The organism is Acinetobacter sp. MF4642 (assembly GCF_002018925.1).
GTDB lineage: Bacteria > Pseudomonadota > Gammaproteobacteria > Pseudomonadales > Moraxellaceae > Acinetobacter > Acinetobacter johnsonii.
Map to the genome: position 1 here is coordinate 93,710 of NZ_MVON01000001.1, position 13,802 is coordinate 107,511.

14 protein-coding genes are annotated in these 13,802 nt (G+C 41.6%); 7 read left to right on the forward strand and 7 right to left on the reverse strand.

Features of this window, described 5'->3' with window-relative positions:
• Nucleotides 1-27 precede the first annotated feature (27 nt).
• From MF4642_RS00450 to MF4642_RS00460, 3 genes are all read right to left on the reverse strand, one after another.
• Nucleotides 28-501, reverse strand: a complete 474-nt coding sequence (locus MF4642_RS00450) for a hypothetical protein (protein ID WP_004696701.1) — start codon at nt 499-501, stop codon at nt 28-30.
• An 89-nt stretch (nt 502-590) separates the two neighbouring features.
• Nucleotides 591-1,511 (reverse strand): ornithine carbamoyltransferase, encoded by a 921-nt coding sequence (gene argF, locus MF4642_RS00455; protein ID WP_010326946.1) that lies wholly within the window; start codon nt 1,509-1,511, stop codon nt 591-593.
• A gap of 121 nt (nt 1,512-1,632) precedes the next feature.
• A complete protein-coding gene (locus MF4642_RS00460) occupies nt 1,633-2,283 on the reverse strand; it encodes a TetR/AcrR family transcriptional regulator (protein WP_078424937.1) in 651 nt (216 codons plus the stop codon).
• Nucleotides 2,284-2,529: 246 nt separating this feature from the next.
• Between MF4642_RS00460 and prpB the strand changes: the two genes are divergently transcribed.
• From prpB to MF4642_RS00485, 4 genes are all read left to right on the forward strand, one after another.
• Entirely contained in the window at nt 2,530-3,414 is an 885-nt protein-coding gene (prpB, locus tag MF4642_RS00465) for a methylisocitrate lyase (protein ID WP_078424938.1), read from the forward strand.
• A gap of 2 nt (nt 3,415-3,416) precedes the next feature.
• A complete protein-coding gene (gene prpC, locus MF4642_RS00470) occupies nt 3,417-4,553 on the forward strand; it encodes a 2-methylcitrate synthase (RefSeq protein ID WP_004696709.1) in 1,137 nt (378 codons plus the stop codon).
• Between the two features lie 181 nt (nt 4,554-4,734).
• Nucleotides 4,735-5,196, forward strand: a complete 462-nt coding sequence (locus tag MF4642_RS00475) for a DUF2147 domain-containing protein (protein WP_078424939.1) — start codon at nt 4,735-4,737, stop codon at nt 5,194-5,196.
• A 250-nt stretch (nt 5,197-5,446) separates the two neighbouring features.
• On the forward strand, nt 5,447-6,373 hold the full coding sequence (locus MF4642_RS00485) for an alpha/beta hydrolase (RefSeq protein WP_078425063.1): 927 nt from the start codon (nt 5,447-5,449) through the stop codon (nt 6,371-6,373).
• Between the two features lie 68 nt (nt 6,374-6,441).
• Here the strand turns inward: MF4642_RS00485 and MF4642_RS00490 are convergent, their stop codons facing one another.
• A complete protein-coding gene (locus MF4642_RS00490) occupies nt 6,442-8,079 on the reverse strand; it encodes a long-chain-fatty-acid--CoA ligase (protein WP_078424941.1) in 1,638 nt (545 codons plus the stop codon).
• Nucleotides 8,080-8,682: 603 nt separating this feature from the next.
• Between MF4642_RS00490 and MF4642_RS00500 the strand changes: the two genes are divergently transcribed.
• Complete coding sequence (locus tag MF4642_RS00500) at nt 8,683-8,919, forward strand: hypothetical protein (RefSeq protein WP_035326937.1); 237 nt, start codon at nt 8,683-8,685, stop codon at nt 8,917-8,919.
• A 67-nt stretch (nt 8,920-8,986) separates the two neighbouring features.
• On the opposite strand, the gene bioB is transcribed toward MF4642_RS00500, so the two are convergent.
• Together bioB and queG are read right to left on the reverse strand one after the other, a co-directional pair.
• The gene (gene bioB, locus MF4642_RS00505) at nt 8,987-9,976 is read right to left on the reverse strand and encodes a biotin synthase BioB (protein ID WP_004981788.1); all 990 of its coding nucleotides are present in this window, start codon (nt 9,974-9,976) and stop codon (nt 8,987-8,989) included.
• Nucleotides 9,977-10,277: 301 nt separating this feature from the next.
• Entirely contained in the window at nt 10,278-11,372 is a 1,095-nt protein-coding gene (gene queG / locus MF4642_RS00510) for a tRNA epoxyqueuosine(34) reductase QueG (protein ID WP_058869796.1), read from the reverse strand.
• A gap of 22 nt (nt 11,373-11,394) precedes the next feature.
• Between queG and MF4642_RS00515 the strand changes: the two genes are divergently transcribed.
• Both MF4642_RS00515 and MF4642_RS00520 read left to right on the forward strand, forming a co-directional pair.
• A complete protein-coding gene (locus tag MF4642_RS00515; protein WP_058869774.1) occupies nt 11,395-12,864 on the forward strand; it encodes a bifunctional ADP-dependent NAD(P)H-hydrate dehydratase/NAD(P)H-hydrate epimerase in 1,470 nt (489 codons plus the stop codon).
• Entirely contained in the window at nt 12,861-13,139 is a 279-nt protein-coding gene (locus MF4642_RS00520; RefSeq protein ID WP_078424943.1) for an acylphosphatase, read from the forward strand. The genes MF4642_RS00515 and MF4642_RS00520 overlap by 4 nt, the downstream gene beginning before the upstream one ends.
• A 67-nt stretch (nt 13,140-13,206) precedes the next feature.
• On the opposite strand, the gene slyD is transcribed toward MF4642_RS00520, so the two are convergent.
• Complete coding sequence (gene slyD / locus MF4642_RS00525; RefSeq protein WP_004696728.1) at nt 13,207-13,689, reverse strand: peptidylprolyl isomerase; 483 nt, start codon at nt 13,687-13,689, stop codon at nt 13,207-13,209.
• Nucleotides 13,690-13,802 lie beyond the last annotated feature (113 nt).

Sequence of the window (13,802 nt, forward strand, 5' to 3'; positions counted from 1 at the left end):
AGTAGAGAACCAATCGCTAGAAAGGTACTATTTGATACCACAATCTTTTTGCTTTAATTCTAAATCGTAGCTATTTTTCTCAGAGCTGAGCTGTAATTTTACAATGTAGGGGTTATGGCGTTGATATTGATGCTCGAAGAAAATATTGCAGTTTTGCACAACATTCTTTTTAATCACTTTTTGAACTTCTTTCGCACCCAAATCCTGTTCAAACTGCGCGAAATCAGGGGTAATGATCAAGCCTTTAAGCTCGGTACGGTCTGCATATAGATTAAATTGTTCAATGATAGTGTTGTTATCAATTTCAATTGGGAGGGTTCTAGAGTCTTCTGCAGTTAATACCGTTAAGATCTCGTTCAACGTTTCTGGTTGTTTAATTTTAAAATTTTGATCAATAATTTGTTTGGACTGTAAGTAGTCATCAAATTCGGAGGCTTGAACCTGAAAAAAAGTAGAGCTTAGAATTGTAGCAAGGCACAGGCCAGTTTTTTTGAAATGCATGGAAAGTGTCGCTTATAAAAATTATGTTCCGATTATAGCTTTACCCGTATAAAAAAAGCACCCTTAGGTGCTTTTCGTTGGAAAATTAATTAATCTTTCTTGGTATTTTCATTGATTAAAAACTCAACCAATGCTTTTTGTGCATGTAAGCGGTTTTCAGCTTCATCCCAAACCACGGCATTTTTATGGTCGAGCATCTTTTCAGAAATTTCTTCGCCGCGATGTGCTGGTAAACAATGCATAAATAAACAATCAGGATGAGCAAGATCCATAAGACGTTCATTCACTTGATAGTCTGCAAACGCAGCTTCACGAATTTTTTGCTCTTCTTCTTGGCCCATGCTTGCCCATACATCGGTCACGATGAGGTCTGCATTTACGGCAGCATCTTCAGCTGAGTTCACCAGTTCTGCACAATGTGCAAATTCACTTAAAAATTCTGCTTTGGGTTCATAACCTTTAGGCGCAGCAATTTTTAACTTAAAGCCCCACATATGCGCAGCTTCAATATATGAATTACACATATTGTTGCCATCACCAATCCACGCTACCGTTTTGCCTGCAATAGGCCCACGGTGTTCAACAAAAGTTTGAACATCTGCAAGTAGTTGGCAAGGGTGGTGATCATCGGTTAAAGCATTAATCACAGGAACTTTTGAATAAGAGGCAAAACGTTCAACAATGTCATGTCCAAAAGTACGGATCATCACAATATCCAACATGCTTGAAATCACGCGTGCTGAATCTTCAATCGGTTCACCACGACCCAATTGGGTGTCTCGTGGAGAGAGGAAAATTGCACTGCCACCAAACTGGCTCATGCCTGCTTCGAACGATACACGGGTACGGGTGCTCGATTTTTCAAAAATCATACCCATGACTTTACCAACAAACGGTTGGAATACTTCGCTGTTGTGCTGTTTACGCTTTAGTTCGATACCGCGTTGCACAACTTGGTTCAGTTCTAAAGTAGATAAATCGCGTAAGGTAAGAAAGTGACGTAGAGCCATTGTTACTCCACAATAATTGCTGAAAACCGAAATAGGTACAGAACAACAATTAGTTGTTGGTTGGTGAAAAGAAAAAAGAGAGTCGATTAATATACTATATGCAAAGGAAATTGCAAAAAAACTAGACTTTTTGATGACCTGCTAAGAAGCGATCTACACAATAATGAACATATTCTAGATTTTCTTGTTCATTTTCTTCAACATAGATGTTCATGAGTACTCGCCACTCTAATTCGCGCACAATGCCAAAAAAAAGCTGCGTAGAATAATTCGGGTGTTCACATCGAATAATACCTATTTCATCTGCTTTGGTTAAAACACAAGCCACAGCATCTTCAATATGTTTAGGCCCTTGTTTGTGAATATGAAAGGCCAACTGCGGATTACGTTGTACTTGTTCCATAATGAGTCTTAAAAAAGAGGCATTTTCTGGAAGTACAAGATGCGTTTGAATATTTAAAATGGTTTGTATTAAATAAACGCGCAAATTGTCCTTCGTAAAATCAAAAGGCATACAAATGTCTTTAAAAAATAGCTCACGTCGGTAGTCGCAAATTGCTGTAAAAAGACCGTCTTTATTCCCAAAATATTTGTAAATCGATGCTTTTGAACCACCCGCATGATTGACAATATCATCAAGTGAAACAGCATCGTAGCCATGTTGCAAAAACAACTCGTTTGCACTTAACAAAAATGCAAGACAGCGTTCATGACCTCGTTTTGTGTGAGGTATGTCACGTGTAAGGGGTTCTAGTTGAACTGAGTCGTGCATATAACTAACAACAGCCTAATAAATGTGGATCTCTAGTTGCTATCATAGCAAAAATATGTACACATTGTTGTTTTGAGGCTTATCTGTTTACCACTAAACCTCAGTGCGTGGAAGAAAATTACACAATAAAAGCGTGAACCATGGGACTAAAGTTTTAGAGTTTTCATTCTAAAATGTCATAGCCAATTCAGTCATTATGGCTATACTCAAAACTCGAAAATTAAAGTAAATGCCGTGGAAAGGACGATGACAGAACAAAGATCTGCAGGCTTAAGATTTAGACAAGCACTGGAAGTGGAAAAACCATTACAAATTATCGGTACAGTCAATGCTTATGCAGCAATGATGGCGAAACAGGTGGGCTACAAGGCCATCTACCTTTCGGGTGCTGGTGTAGCCAACTACTCTTATGGATTGCCTGACTTAGGCATGACCAGTCTGGATAATGTTTTGGAAGATGTACGCCGCATTACCGAACGTGTAGACACCCCGTTACTGGTTGATATCGACACGGGTTGGGGTGGGGCATTTAACATTGCCCGCACTGTGAAACAAATGATTGCCGCAGGTGCAGCCGCAGTTCACATCGAAGACCAAGTGGCACAAAAACGCTGTGGCCACCGCCCCAACAAAGAAATCGTCACCCAACAAGAAATGGTCGACCGCGTAAAAGCCGCAGTCGATGCCAAAACCGATGCAAACTTTGTGGTGATGGCACGTACCGATGCCCTACAAAAAGAAGGCCTACAAGCGGTAATTGATCGTGCCTGTGGTTGTGTAGAAGCCGGTGCCGATGCGATCTTTGCTGAAGCAATGACTGACATTACCATGTACAAAACCGTCTGTGATGCAGTCGGTGTTCCAGTACTGGCCAACATTACCGAATTTGGCGATACCCCATACTACACCAAAGAACAACTGGCAGAACAAGGCATCTCGATGGTGCTGTACCCACTGTCACCGACCCGTGCCATGCAAAAGGCAGCACTGGAAGTCATGCATGCCATTCGTAATGATGGCACCCAAGTCAACGTCCTCGACAAAATGCAACAGCGCAAAGAGCTCTACGAATTTCTCGATTACCACACCTTTGAAAACACATTAGACAAGCTGTTTAAACAGGAGAATTAAAAATGGCTGAAGGAAAAGTCCTCACAGGCGCAGGATTGCGCGGACAAGTCGCAGGAAAGACAGCACTATCAACCGTAGGCAAAAGTGGAGCAGGTCTAACCTACCGTGGTTATGACGTACAAGACTTAGCAGAAAACTGCCAGTTTGAAGAAGTGGCTTACCTGATCTTCTTTGGTGAACTACCAACAGCAGCACAGCTCACCGCCTATAAAGCTAAACTCAAATCACTACGCCAACTGCCACAAGCACTCAAAGAAGTACTTGAGCGTATCCCAGCAGATTCACACCCAATGGATGTGATGCGCACGGGCGTATCAATGCTGGGCAATCTCGAAACAGAACAATCTTTTGCAGAACAACAAGATGTTGCAGACCGCATTCTCGCAACGCTTCCAGCAATCATTTGCTACTGGTATCGCTTTAGCCATGATGGTGTACGTATTGAAGAAAATACCGATGACGACTCAATCGGTGCTCAGTTCCTACACCTACTTCGTGGTGAAAAACCAAATGAACTGCATGAACAAGTGATGAACGTATCACTGATCCTCTATGCAGAGCATGAATTCAACGCATCGACCTTCACCGCACGTGTATGCGCATCAACCTTATCCGATATGCATTCATGCATTACCGGTGCAATTGGTTCACTACGTGGTCCATTACATGGTGGTGCAAACGAAGCAGCGATGGAGATGATTGAAAACTGGACGTCACCTGAAGAAGCTGAGCGAGAAATGCTGGGCAAATTGGAACGTAAAGAAAAGATCATGGGCTTTGGACATGCAATCTACAAAGACAACGACCCACGTAACGGCATCATTAAAATTTGGTCAGAGCGCTTAGCGAAAGATGTTGGTGATACCGTTCTTTATCCAGTTTCAGTACGTTGTGAAGAAGTGATGTGGCGTGAGAAGAAACTGTTCTGTAACGCAGACTTCTTCCATGCATCGGCATACCACTTCATGGATATCGCGACCAAATTATTCACACCAATCTTCGTGATGAGCCGTGTGACAGGTTGGGCAGCGCATGTGATGGAACAACGTGCGGACAACCGTATTATTCGCCCAAGTGCGGACTATACGGGGCCTGAGCTGCGTAAAGTTGTGCCAATTGAAGAACGTTCAGCGGCTTAAATTGAAAAATTTGTAATAAAGCCTCTTCGGAGGCTTTTTTTATATGTAATTTTTTTGTTGATTTTTCTCACGGGTTAATTCATATTAATATTTAATTTTAATGAAATAATAGATAATAAAAAGAATAAAATTGCTATAATCGCGACCGTTTATTTCTTCATTTTTTATTGTAGTTTATTTTATGAAACATAAGTTTTTTTGTGTATCAGCACTGTTTTTGGGGTTGTCTCATTCTGCTTTCGCCATGCCATTTGACCCGCTTATTGGAACATGGAAAGTGATTGATGATCGGACAGGGTATTATATTTCAGATATTGTGATTCGTAAGAATTCTAAAACATCACAATATAGCGCAGTGGTGACCAAGTACTATCCTTTGGCTGGAGCGCCTGTGAGTGATGTATGTAGTAAGTGTCAGGGTGGACTCAAGGATAAACCGATTTTTGGTATGCAAGTGCTGAATGGCTTAATGGGTGATGCAACAGGTCAAAAATTCGCAAAAGGCCAATGGCTGAATCCTCAAGATGGCCGTGTGTATAACATCAATACTGCGCAGTTAAATGCAGGTAAAGATCAGATGAAGGTACAAGCCTCAGCAAAAGATGCGAAAGGTTTGAGCAGCATGACATGGAAAAAGCTTTAAGTCTTTTGATTGTGTCGATAAAGCCATTGCACTTTCATAGTGCGGTGGCTTTTTTATGGATAAAAAAGCTGGAAGGGTATTTGCAAGATTTGCTTAATCCGTATAAAAAGGAAAAATCATCTTTCTTAGTGAGTATTCAAATAAAATTTTGTCTATACAATGAAGAGAGATGATTAAGAATTACTTAATTAATAATGATTATTATTATCATGTGTTAAGATTCAGTATTTCATGGCTGTGTATACGAAAAATGACTCATCTTTATAGAAAGATTTTTACTTCTCTGCTTTCGCGAATTTTTAGCTCGTTGTTGATCTTGGGTGCCAGTTTAAGTATTTATGCGAAACCTGAAATGAAACCTTTACCTGCCAATATTGCAGAAATCGGTTCGGCTTATTACAGCTTTAAAGTCAAAGAGTTTGCAACTACAGATCCAAATAAAACTTATAGCGTTTGGTTGGGTATTCCAAAGACAGTACAGAAGACGAAGGATGCTTATGCATCGGTCTTTATGCTGGATGGGAACGCTGCGATGTCCTATCTGAATGAAGAAATACTTAAGTCTTTGTATGAAAATGATGCCCCTGTATTGGTTGCTATTGGTTATAAAACCAATTTGCCATTTGCCACAGCTCTTCGTTCACTTGACTATACTCCAGCAGATTTATTAACTGGAAAACCCGCCCAAGATCCACGAAATCCAGAGCGAATGAGCGGGGGAAGTGCTGATTTTAGAAATGTGATTTTGAAGGACATCGCTCCTTGGGTTGAGCAGAATGTAAAGCTGGATGCGCAAAAAAGAGCGTTATGGGGGCATTCCTATGGAGGGCTTTTTGTGCTTGATAGCTTGCTCGATGGTCGTTATTTCAGCCATTTCTTTGCTGCAAGTCCATCACTTTCTTGGGCGGATGAGCGCATGATGCAAAAAATTAGAGCCGTAAAATTAGTCAAAGAGCCACAAAAACATGTATGGCTGATGGAAGGTGATCTTTTAATACATACTGGAGCACAGCAAAGCGCTAATTTTGATGCAAATGGCATCAATAAAAATAGAGAAATTTTGTCTATATTCGATCAGCAGGGCGTAGAGGCTAAATTTTTAATCTATCCAAATCTAAAGCATGGTGAGGTGTTTAAAGCATCTTTATTAGACGTGCTTTCAAATAAATTGTATTGATGGTATTTAAACTATCCGAACATAAAGAAAAGCCTGACCATATGATCAGGCTTTTATTCTCAACAACGTTAAACAGGATTTTGTTCCAGTAGTACTTGGCCATATTGAGCACGGAGTTCACGTTTTAGCATTTTACCCGTACCGCTCAGTGGAATACTGTCGACAAAGATCACACGGTCAGGGATCTGCCATTTCGCAATTTTATCAGTATAGTAGTCTAAGACACCTTGTTCAGTGACCGTGCTATCGGGTTTCTTCACAGCGATGACAATAGGACGCTCATCCCATTTTGGATGTTCAGCTGCAATAACGGCTGCCATAAGAATGTCTGAATGTCCCATCGCAAGGTTCTCAAGTTCAACCGATGAAATCCATTCGCCGCCAGACTTAATTAAATCTTTAGAGCGGTCACTGATGCATAAGAAGCCGTCTTCATCTAAGGTTGCAATATCACCTGTGTCAAACCAGCCATCGGTCGTGAGGGCAGATTCATCTTTACCAAAGTAACTGTCAATAATCCAGTGGCCTTTAATTTGTAGATTTCCAATCTGCTCACCATCGCGGACAATTTCATGGTTGCCTTTTTCTTCATCGGTAAGACGTAAATCTACGCCAAAAGGCGGACGGCCTTGAGAAAGACGTAGCTTGAAACGCTCTTGTTCAGAGAGCTGTTGATGTTTGGCTTTAAGTTGGTTGGCAGAGCCTAAAGGACTGGTTTCGGTCATGCCCCATGCATGGATGGTGTCACAGTTATAGTCATTTTTAAAGGCCGCTAACATGGATGGTGGGCAGGCTGAACCACCGACAACGTTACGGTTCATACTTGCTAGCTGGCTGCCTGTTTGTTTGGCTGCTGCCAGTAAACCTTGCCAAATGGTTGGTACACCCAAAGCCACAGTGACTTTATATGTGTCAATCATATTCACTAAACTTGGCCCATCTAAGCCTGGCCCTGGTAATACAACCGTACAACCGACCATAGCTGCTGCATAAGGTGTACCCCAAGCATTAACATGGAACATTGGCACTACAGGCAACATAATGTCATTTGCAGACAGATTGAGAGAATCGGGTAGGCTGATGGCAAAACTATGCAAAATGGTGGAGCGGTGGCTATATAGTACACCTTTTGGATTTCCAGTTGTGCCTGAGGTATAGCACAAAGAGCTTGCAGTTTGCTCATCAAAGCTTGGCCAAGTGAACTGTTCAGACTGTTTGCTGACCAAGTCATCATAAAATTTTACATCGGCAATTTTTTCTGCAATAGCATCATCTGTGGCATCTAGGCAAATAAAGTGTTCTACATGGGGTAAGTGTGCTTTTACTGCAGCAATAAGTGGCGCAAAGGTTTTATCAAATAACACCACGCGGTCTTGGGCATCATTGATAATAAAAATCAGTTGTTCTGGAAATAAACGTGGGTTGATAGTATGGCAAATATAACCACTGCCAGAGATCGCATACCAAGATTCTAGGTGACGATGGTTGTTCCATGCGATGGTCGCCACGCGGTCACTTTGCGAAAGCCCTAAGCCTGCGAGTACATTGGCAAATCGCTTAGAATTGGCTGCGACTTTGGCCCAGTTAGTTTCAGTGATACTTCCATCTGTATTTTTAGAAATAATGGCTGTATCCGCATGGTAGCGTTCTGCGTGATCAATAAGATTGCTAATTAATAGCGGTTGAAACATCATACGTCCAAGCATGTATAAATATCCTTATCGTTGCTTTTTTATCAAACTCTTTATTGGTTGCTCGAAACATCTGTTTTGAGCATTGATTGTATTTTTATCCTAGCTTGATCCAAATTTAAATCAAGCATTGTTTCATTCTCAGCCGCATTTTTAAAAGCGATGTGAAGCAGAACGATAAGTAAATAAAAAGCATCATTTAAAAAAGTAAATGACCATTTATCACTTTATGTTGTTATTCGACAAAAGGCACTTGAAATTTATAAAAAGTATGTTTAAAACTGTGTATAGCTCATGAGATATGAGTTGTGGGTATTTCAGGAAGATATACCTATTTTAAGAAGCGAATTTTTTAAAAATCATTTACAGGAGTTAAAAATGCTTCAGTTGTTTAAAAAATTATTTTGCATCCATGTTTATGAATATGAACAAATGACTGAAATAGGGGAGCATATGGAATGCCGAAAGTGCGGTGATTCTAAAACCGACTAATCATCTTAAGGAAAAGTGAGCGTAGGCTCACTTTTTAATGTCTATCATTTTTTATGGCTTGGTTTGACTGAATTGACTCAGAACGGCTTACAATAGCCGAGTAACAGTATTTAGCGTATTCGGATGATGACTAAAAATTTTCAAGCACAGACTTATATTGTTGATGATAATCTGACTGATACCTTAAGCTGGCTGTGTCAGCATCAAGAGTGTTTTGATTCTTTTCACTATGATGCGCTTCGCCAAACGTTAATAGTACGGCATGCCAATGGTGAAGATGAGATCTTCCAAGGTGATTATCTGAATGCTAGTTACGGTATTTTAATTACTGCGCATAATTTTGCTCGGTCGCCTGAAGGTTAAATCGATATACATTAAAAAAGCCCCATACTGAATAAGGGGCTTTTTTGTGCTTAGCAAATCTTGGAAATTAGCTTGCCATGGCATCTAGGCTAAGGTCTGCCACCGTTGGTTTTGGCTTTTCTGCCACTAAACCTAATTTGGTGAACAGTTGACGGTCCTTACCTTCGCCTGCATTTGGTGTGGTCAATAATTTCTCACCCGAGAACAATGAGTTTGCACCCGCCATAAATGCAAGTGCTTGGTCTGAGTCAGAAAGTGCTTCACGACCCGCAGATAGGCGGATATAGCTGTGCGGCATGATAATGCGCGCAACAGCAATGGTACGAATCCATTCCGTCACATCGAGTTTTTCAACATCTGCCAGTGGCGTGCCTTCAATTGGAACCAACATGTTGATTGGCACAGATTCTGGGTGAATTGGCATTGTTGCAAGCTCTTGCAATAAACCAATACGGTCTTCTTTCTTTTCACCTAGACCAACAATACCACCGCTACACACTTTCATGCCTGCTTGACGGACATATTCTAAGGTATTTAAACGGTCATCAAAGGTACGTGTACTAATAATATGTGAATAATACTCACGTGAGGTGTCGAGGTTATGGTTGTAATAATCTAAACCTGCATCTTTTAAACGCCCAGCTTGAGACTCATTCAGCATTCCTAAAGTCATGCAAGTCTCTAAACCAAGTGCTTTTACCTCTTTAACCATTTCTAGTACATAAGGCATGTCACGTTCATGTGGGTTACGCCAAGCTGCGCCCATGCAAAAACGAGATGAGCCTGAGGCTAAAGCTTCTTTGGCTTCTGAAATCACTTTGTCTACAGCAATTCGCTTTTCGGCTTCAAGTTTTGAGTCATAACGTGCTGACTGAGAACAGTACTTACAGTCTTCAGGACATTTTCCTGTTTTAATCGACAGTAAAGTACTGACTTGAATGGTGTTGGCTTGGAAATGTTGGCGATGTACGGTCTGCGCTTGAAAGACGAGATCAAGAAAAGGCTGATCATACAAAGCTTCGATTTCTTCACGCGTCCAATCATTGCGTAGGTTCATAATGGCGATCCATTTTTAATTCTAACTTGTATACATCATACATTTAACGTGCCAACTTAAAAGGCATTATTGCTCATTTTTAATAGTATCTCCCGATTATGTTTTTAATTTTATCTTTTTATGAGATTGTAAAAATAGTTGCAAAGTTGAGCGTTTTTCCGGAAATTTGGCCACAAAATTCTATTTATTTGGATTTTGAGTTACACTGAAAATGCAGCTAAATAGATAAAATAAATAAAATTATGCAAGCAAATGGCTATTTGATTGAACTTTTATTGATTAAGTCTGTTTGAAGCAAGTTTTAGTGCTTTTTCATCAGTTGCTCTTGGATGGCCCAGTCAATATGGACTTGCACAATATCGTTAAGCTCTGGGCGAGAAGCTTGTAATTGCTGCAATATTTCATCTGAAAATGGTGCATTACCTAGACCAATCGCGACGTTACGCATAAAGCTTTGGTAGCCTGTACGACGTAGGGGACTCCCTTCTGTATTTGCCATAAAAGTGTTTTCATCCCATTGCCAAAGGTCAATTAGTTGAATGTCATCCAAACCATGACGCGGGTTAAAATCATCAATTGGTGTGGTTTTGGCAAAGCTATTCCATGGGCAAATGAGCTGACAGTCATCGCAACCAAACACACGGTTACCAATACCGCGGCGTAGTTCTTCAGGAATAATGCCTTGAAACTCAATAGTTAAATAGGCAATGCATTTACGCGCATCTAATAAATAAGGCTCAACAATGGCTTGGGTCGGGCAAATATCAATACACGCGCTACATGAACCACAGTGTTTGGTGGTGGCTTGGTCAAAAGGTAGCTCTAAAGAGGTGAAGAGCTCGCCCAAAACAAAAAATGAGCCTGATGTTTTATGAATGAGTAAGGTGTGTTTACCGACCCAGCCCATGCCCGCATTTTCAGCCAATGATTTTTCAAAAATGGGTGCCGAGTCTGCAAAGGGGCGAGATTCAAAATCGCTAACTTTGGCTTTGATTTTCTGAGAAAGGGTCTTTAAACGCCCACGCATGACTTTGTGATAGTCACGTCCGCGTGCATAACGCGCAATGATGGCGCTATTTGGTGCAAAAGGCACAAGACGTGGTTCAGGAACGGCTACCAAATAATCCATACGCACACAAATAATACTTTTGGTGCCCGGAACAAGCAGTGTTGGATCTGCGCGTTTTTCTAAGTTTTCAGCAAGAAAATGCATGTCACCATGATAACCAAGTTCTAAATATTTTTTAAAACGCGGCAATTCAACTTGAGCATCTGGTTTGGCGATGACACAATCAGAAAATCCCAAAGCCAGTGCTTCAGCTTTAATCCAAGCCTTAAGCTGCTCTGGATCATATTGATCTACAGGGATTTTTGAGGAAGATGTGGATGTTGTCATAACCAAGAACAAAGGAAAAATCATGCATCAGCAAGTGTACCACAGCAGTGAGATTCAAGCATGGGAAGGACGTTGGTTCGCGCAGCAAAATAGCGCTTATGGGCTGATGCAACAAGTCGCATGGGCAACAACTGAACATATGCTGCCTAGGCTTAAACAGCAGCAAGTCAAAAGCGTTGCGGTGTGTTGTGGTCAAGGCAACAATGCAGGTGATGGTTACTTGATTGCATCGTATCTAGCCGCGCAAGGTTATGACGTTGAAATTTATGCAGCTGCTTTGGGAGAGTCTACTTCACTGCAACAAGCACATGCAGCAGCTGTGCAACAGGGGATAATGATTCATACCGGTTTTGCTTTTCAACACCCTTATGATGCGTATATTGATGCTTTGTTTGGCATTGGGTTAAACCGTGAACTCAGTTCAGACTGGCAGGCAGTGATTCAGCAGATTAATAGACAAACAGGTTTAAAAATTGCGGTTGATATTCCAAGTGGTTTGCAGGCCAACACGGGACAAGCTTTACCTTGTGCAGTTGTCGCCGATTATACCTTTACGGCTCTGGGCTTAAAGGCGGGTTTATTTACTGGGCTGGGTAAAGCTTATGCAGGAGTCGTTGAGCTTATTTCGGTACTTCCCGTAGACAGTGCTTTAAAACCTTTAGCTTCACTTGCTCCACAGTATGTGCAGCTTGTACCACGTCAAGCCTTTGGACATAAAGGAAGTTATGGGCATGTACTGGTGATTGGGGGAGATGCGCAGATGGGTGGTGCGGTGATGTTAGCCGCTGAAGCTGCCTTTCACGCGGGTGCTGGCAAGGTGACGGTGGTGTGTGATGCAAAACACCATACTGCGATTTTATCCCGTGCACCCAATATTATGCTGCGCGATATTAACCAAATGTCGCTCCAAGAGCGTGAAGCGTTGGTGGCACATGTGGATGCAGTTAGTTTTGGTATGGGCTTGGGAAGAGACTCGTGGGCTCAGCAGCAGTTTGATGCATGGTTTCCACTCATTCAGACCAATGCTTTGCAGGTAGTATTAGATGCAGATGCTTTATGGTTCTTAGCCTCAAGACCTGTAAAACTCGGTGAGCAGGTCTACGCAACACCGCATCCTGGCGAGGCCGCAACTTTGCTCGGTATCAGTACCTCAGCGGTGGAGTCTGACCGCATTGCAGCTATTTATGCCTTACAAGAAAAATATGCAGGACAATGGGTGCTGAAAGGTTCGGGAAGCTTGATTTTAGATACGCAACTCTGGATTTGTACCGCAGGTAATCCAGGGATGGGGACAGGTGGAATGGGTGATGTATTGGCAGGCATGATTGCCAGTTTAAAAGCACAGTTGCAAGATGATATTGCTTTACATCAAATTGTGACCTTACATGCCCAAGCAGGTGACCTTTTGGCTCAGCAAGGTGAACGTGGTTTACAAGCACAGCAAATGAGTCAGGCTATTTATACGGTCGTGAACCGAGAGCATACAGTATGAAAGCAGTAAAACTGACCATATCGGGAAAAGTTCAGGGTGTTGGATATCGACGCTGGTTTGCACAATATGCTGTTGCTTTAGGTTTAAAGGGTTATGTACAGAACCTAGCTTCAGGTGCAGTTGAAGCACTGCTTTTGGGGGATGATGGTATGGTTGCCGAACTGGTAAATCATGCTAAAGTCGGGCCAACTCATGCGGTAGTCACGGATGTGGTCATTGTAGAACTGGCTTCAGAACAGCAAAGATTTACAGATTTTCAAATACGTCGGGAATGACTAAGTATTCAAAAATAAAAAAAGGGCGAAAGTTTAACTTTCGCCCTTTTTTCTAAGATGTTAAATCTTAGTGGTGGTGACCACCAGCACCGTGCGCATGGCCGTGCTGTAATTCTTCTTCAGTTGCATCGCGGATTTCTACGATTTCAACTTCGAAAGTTAAGTCTTGACCAGCAAGTGGGAAGTTAGCATCAACAATTACGTTTTCGCCTTCAACTGCTTTTACAGTTACGATTTGAACGCCATCATCAGTTTGAGCTTGGAACTGCATACCCGCTTGGATGTTGTCTACGCCTTGGAACATTTGCGCTGGAACTTCTTGAACGAGTTCAGGGTTGTATTCGCCATAACCTTCAGCAGCAGGAACAGTAACAGTGAATTTTTCACCTACAGTTTTGCCAAGCAATGCATTTTCTAAACCTGGGATGATGTTACCTGCGCCGTGCAAATATGCAAGTGGTTCACCTTGTGATTGGTCTAGCGTTTCGCCTTCAGCGTTAGTCAATTTGTAGTTGAAAGAAACCACGTGATCATTTGCGATAGCAGTCATGTTTTTCGTCCATTCATTTAGAATTTAAGGGGTATATCATAAAGTGAAAAGCAGCTTTTGTAGACTAAATTTAGCAAAAAAACTGCATTTTCCACGTTCTTATGGCGTTTTTT

Excerpts from the sequence above, each read along its gene's own strand:
- MF4642_RS00485 (WP_078425063.1), top strand. The coding sequence starts at position 5,447 with ATGACTCATCTTTATAGAAAGATTTTTACTTCTCTGCTTTCGCGAATT.
- MF4642_RS00460 (WP_078424937.1), bottom strand. The coding sequence starts at position 2,283 with ATGCACGACTCAGTTCAACTAGAACCCCTTACACGTGACATACCTCAC.
- prpC (WP_004696709.1), top strand. The coding sequence starts at position 3,417 with ATGGCTGAAGGAAAAGTCCTCACAGGCGCAGGATTGCGCGGACAAGTC.
- MF4642_RS00490 (WP_078424941.1), bottom strand. The coding sequence starts at position 8,079 with ATGCTTGGACGTATGATGTTTCAACCGCTATTAATTAGCAATCTTATT.
- MF4642_RS00450 (WP_004696701.1), bottom strand. The coding sequence starts at position 501 with ATGCATTTCAAAAAAACTGGCCTGTGCCTTGCTACAATTCTAAGCTCT.
- argF (WP_010326946.1), bottom strand. The coding sequence starts at position 1,511 with ATGGCTCTACGTCACTTTCTTACCTTACGCGATTTATCTACTTTAGAA.
- queG (WP_058869796.1), bottom strand. The coding sequence starts at position 11,372 with ATGACAACATCCACATCTTCCTCAAAAATCCCTGTAGATCAATATGAT.
- MF4642_RS00475 (WP_078424939.1), top strand. The coding sequence starts at position 4,735 with ATGAAACATAAGTTTTTTTGTGTATCAGCACTGTTTTTGGGGTTGTCT.
- bioB (WP_004981788.1), bottom strand. The coding sequence starts at position 9,976 with ATGAACCTACGCAATGATTGGACGCGTGAAGAAATCGAAGCTTTGTAT.
- slyD (WP_004696728.1), bottom strand. The coding sequence starts at position 13,689 with ATGACTGCTATCGCAAATGATCACGTGGTTTCTTTCAACTACAAATTG.
- MF4642_RS00500 (WP_035326937.1), top strand. The coding sequence starts at position 8,683 with ATGACTAAAAATTTTCAAGCACAGACTTATATTGTTGATGATAATCTG.
- MF4642_RS00515 (WP_058869774.1), top strand. The coding sequence starts at position 11,395 with ATGCATCAGCAAGTGTACCACAGCAGTGAGATTCAAGCATGGGAAGGA.
- MF4642_RS00520 (WP_078424943.1), top strand. The coding sequence starts at position 12,861 with ATGAAAGCAGTAAAACTGACCATATCGGGAAAAGTTCAGGGTGTTGGA.
- prpB (WP_078424938.1), top strand. The coding sequence starts at position 2,530 with ATGACAGAACAAAGATCTGCAGGCTTAAGATTTAGACAAGCACTGGAA.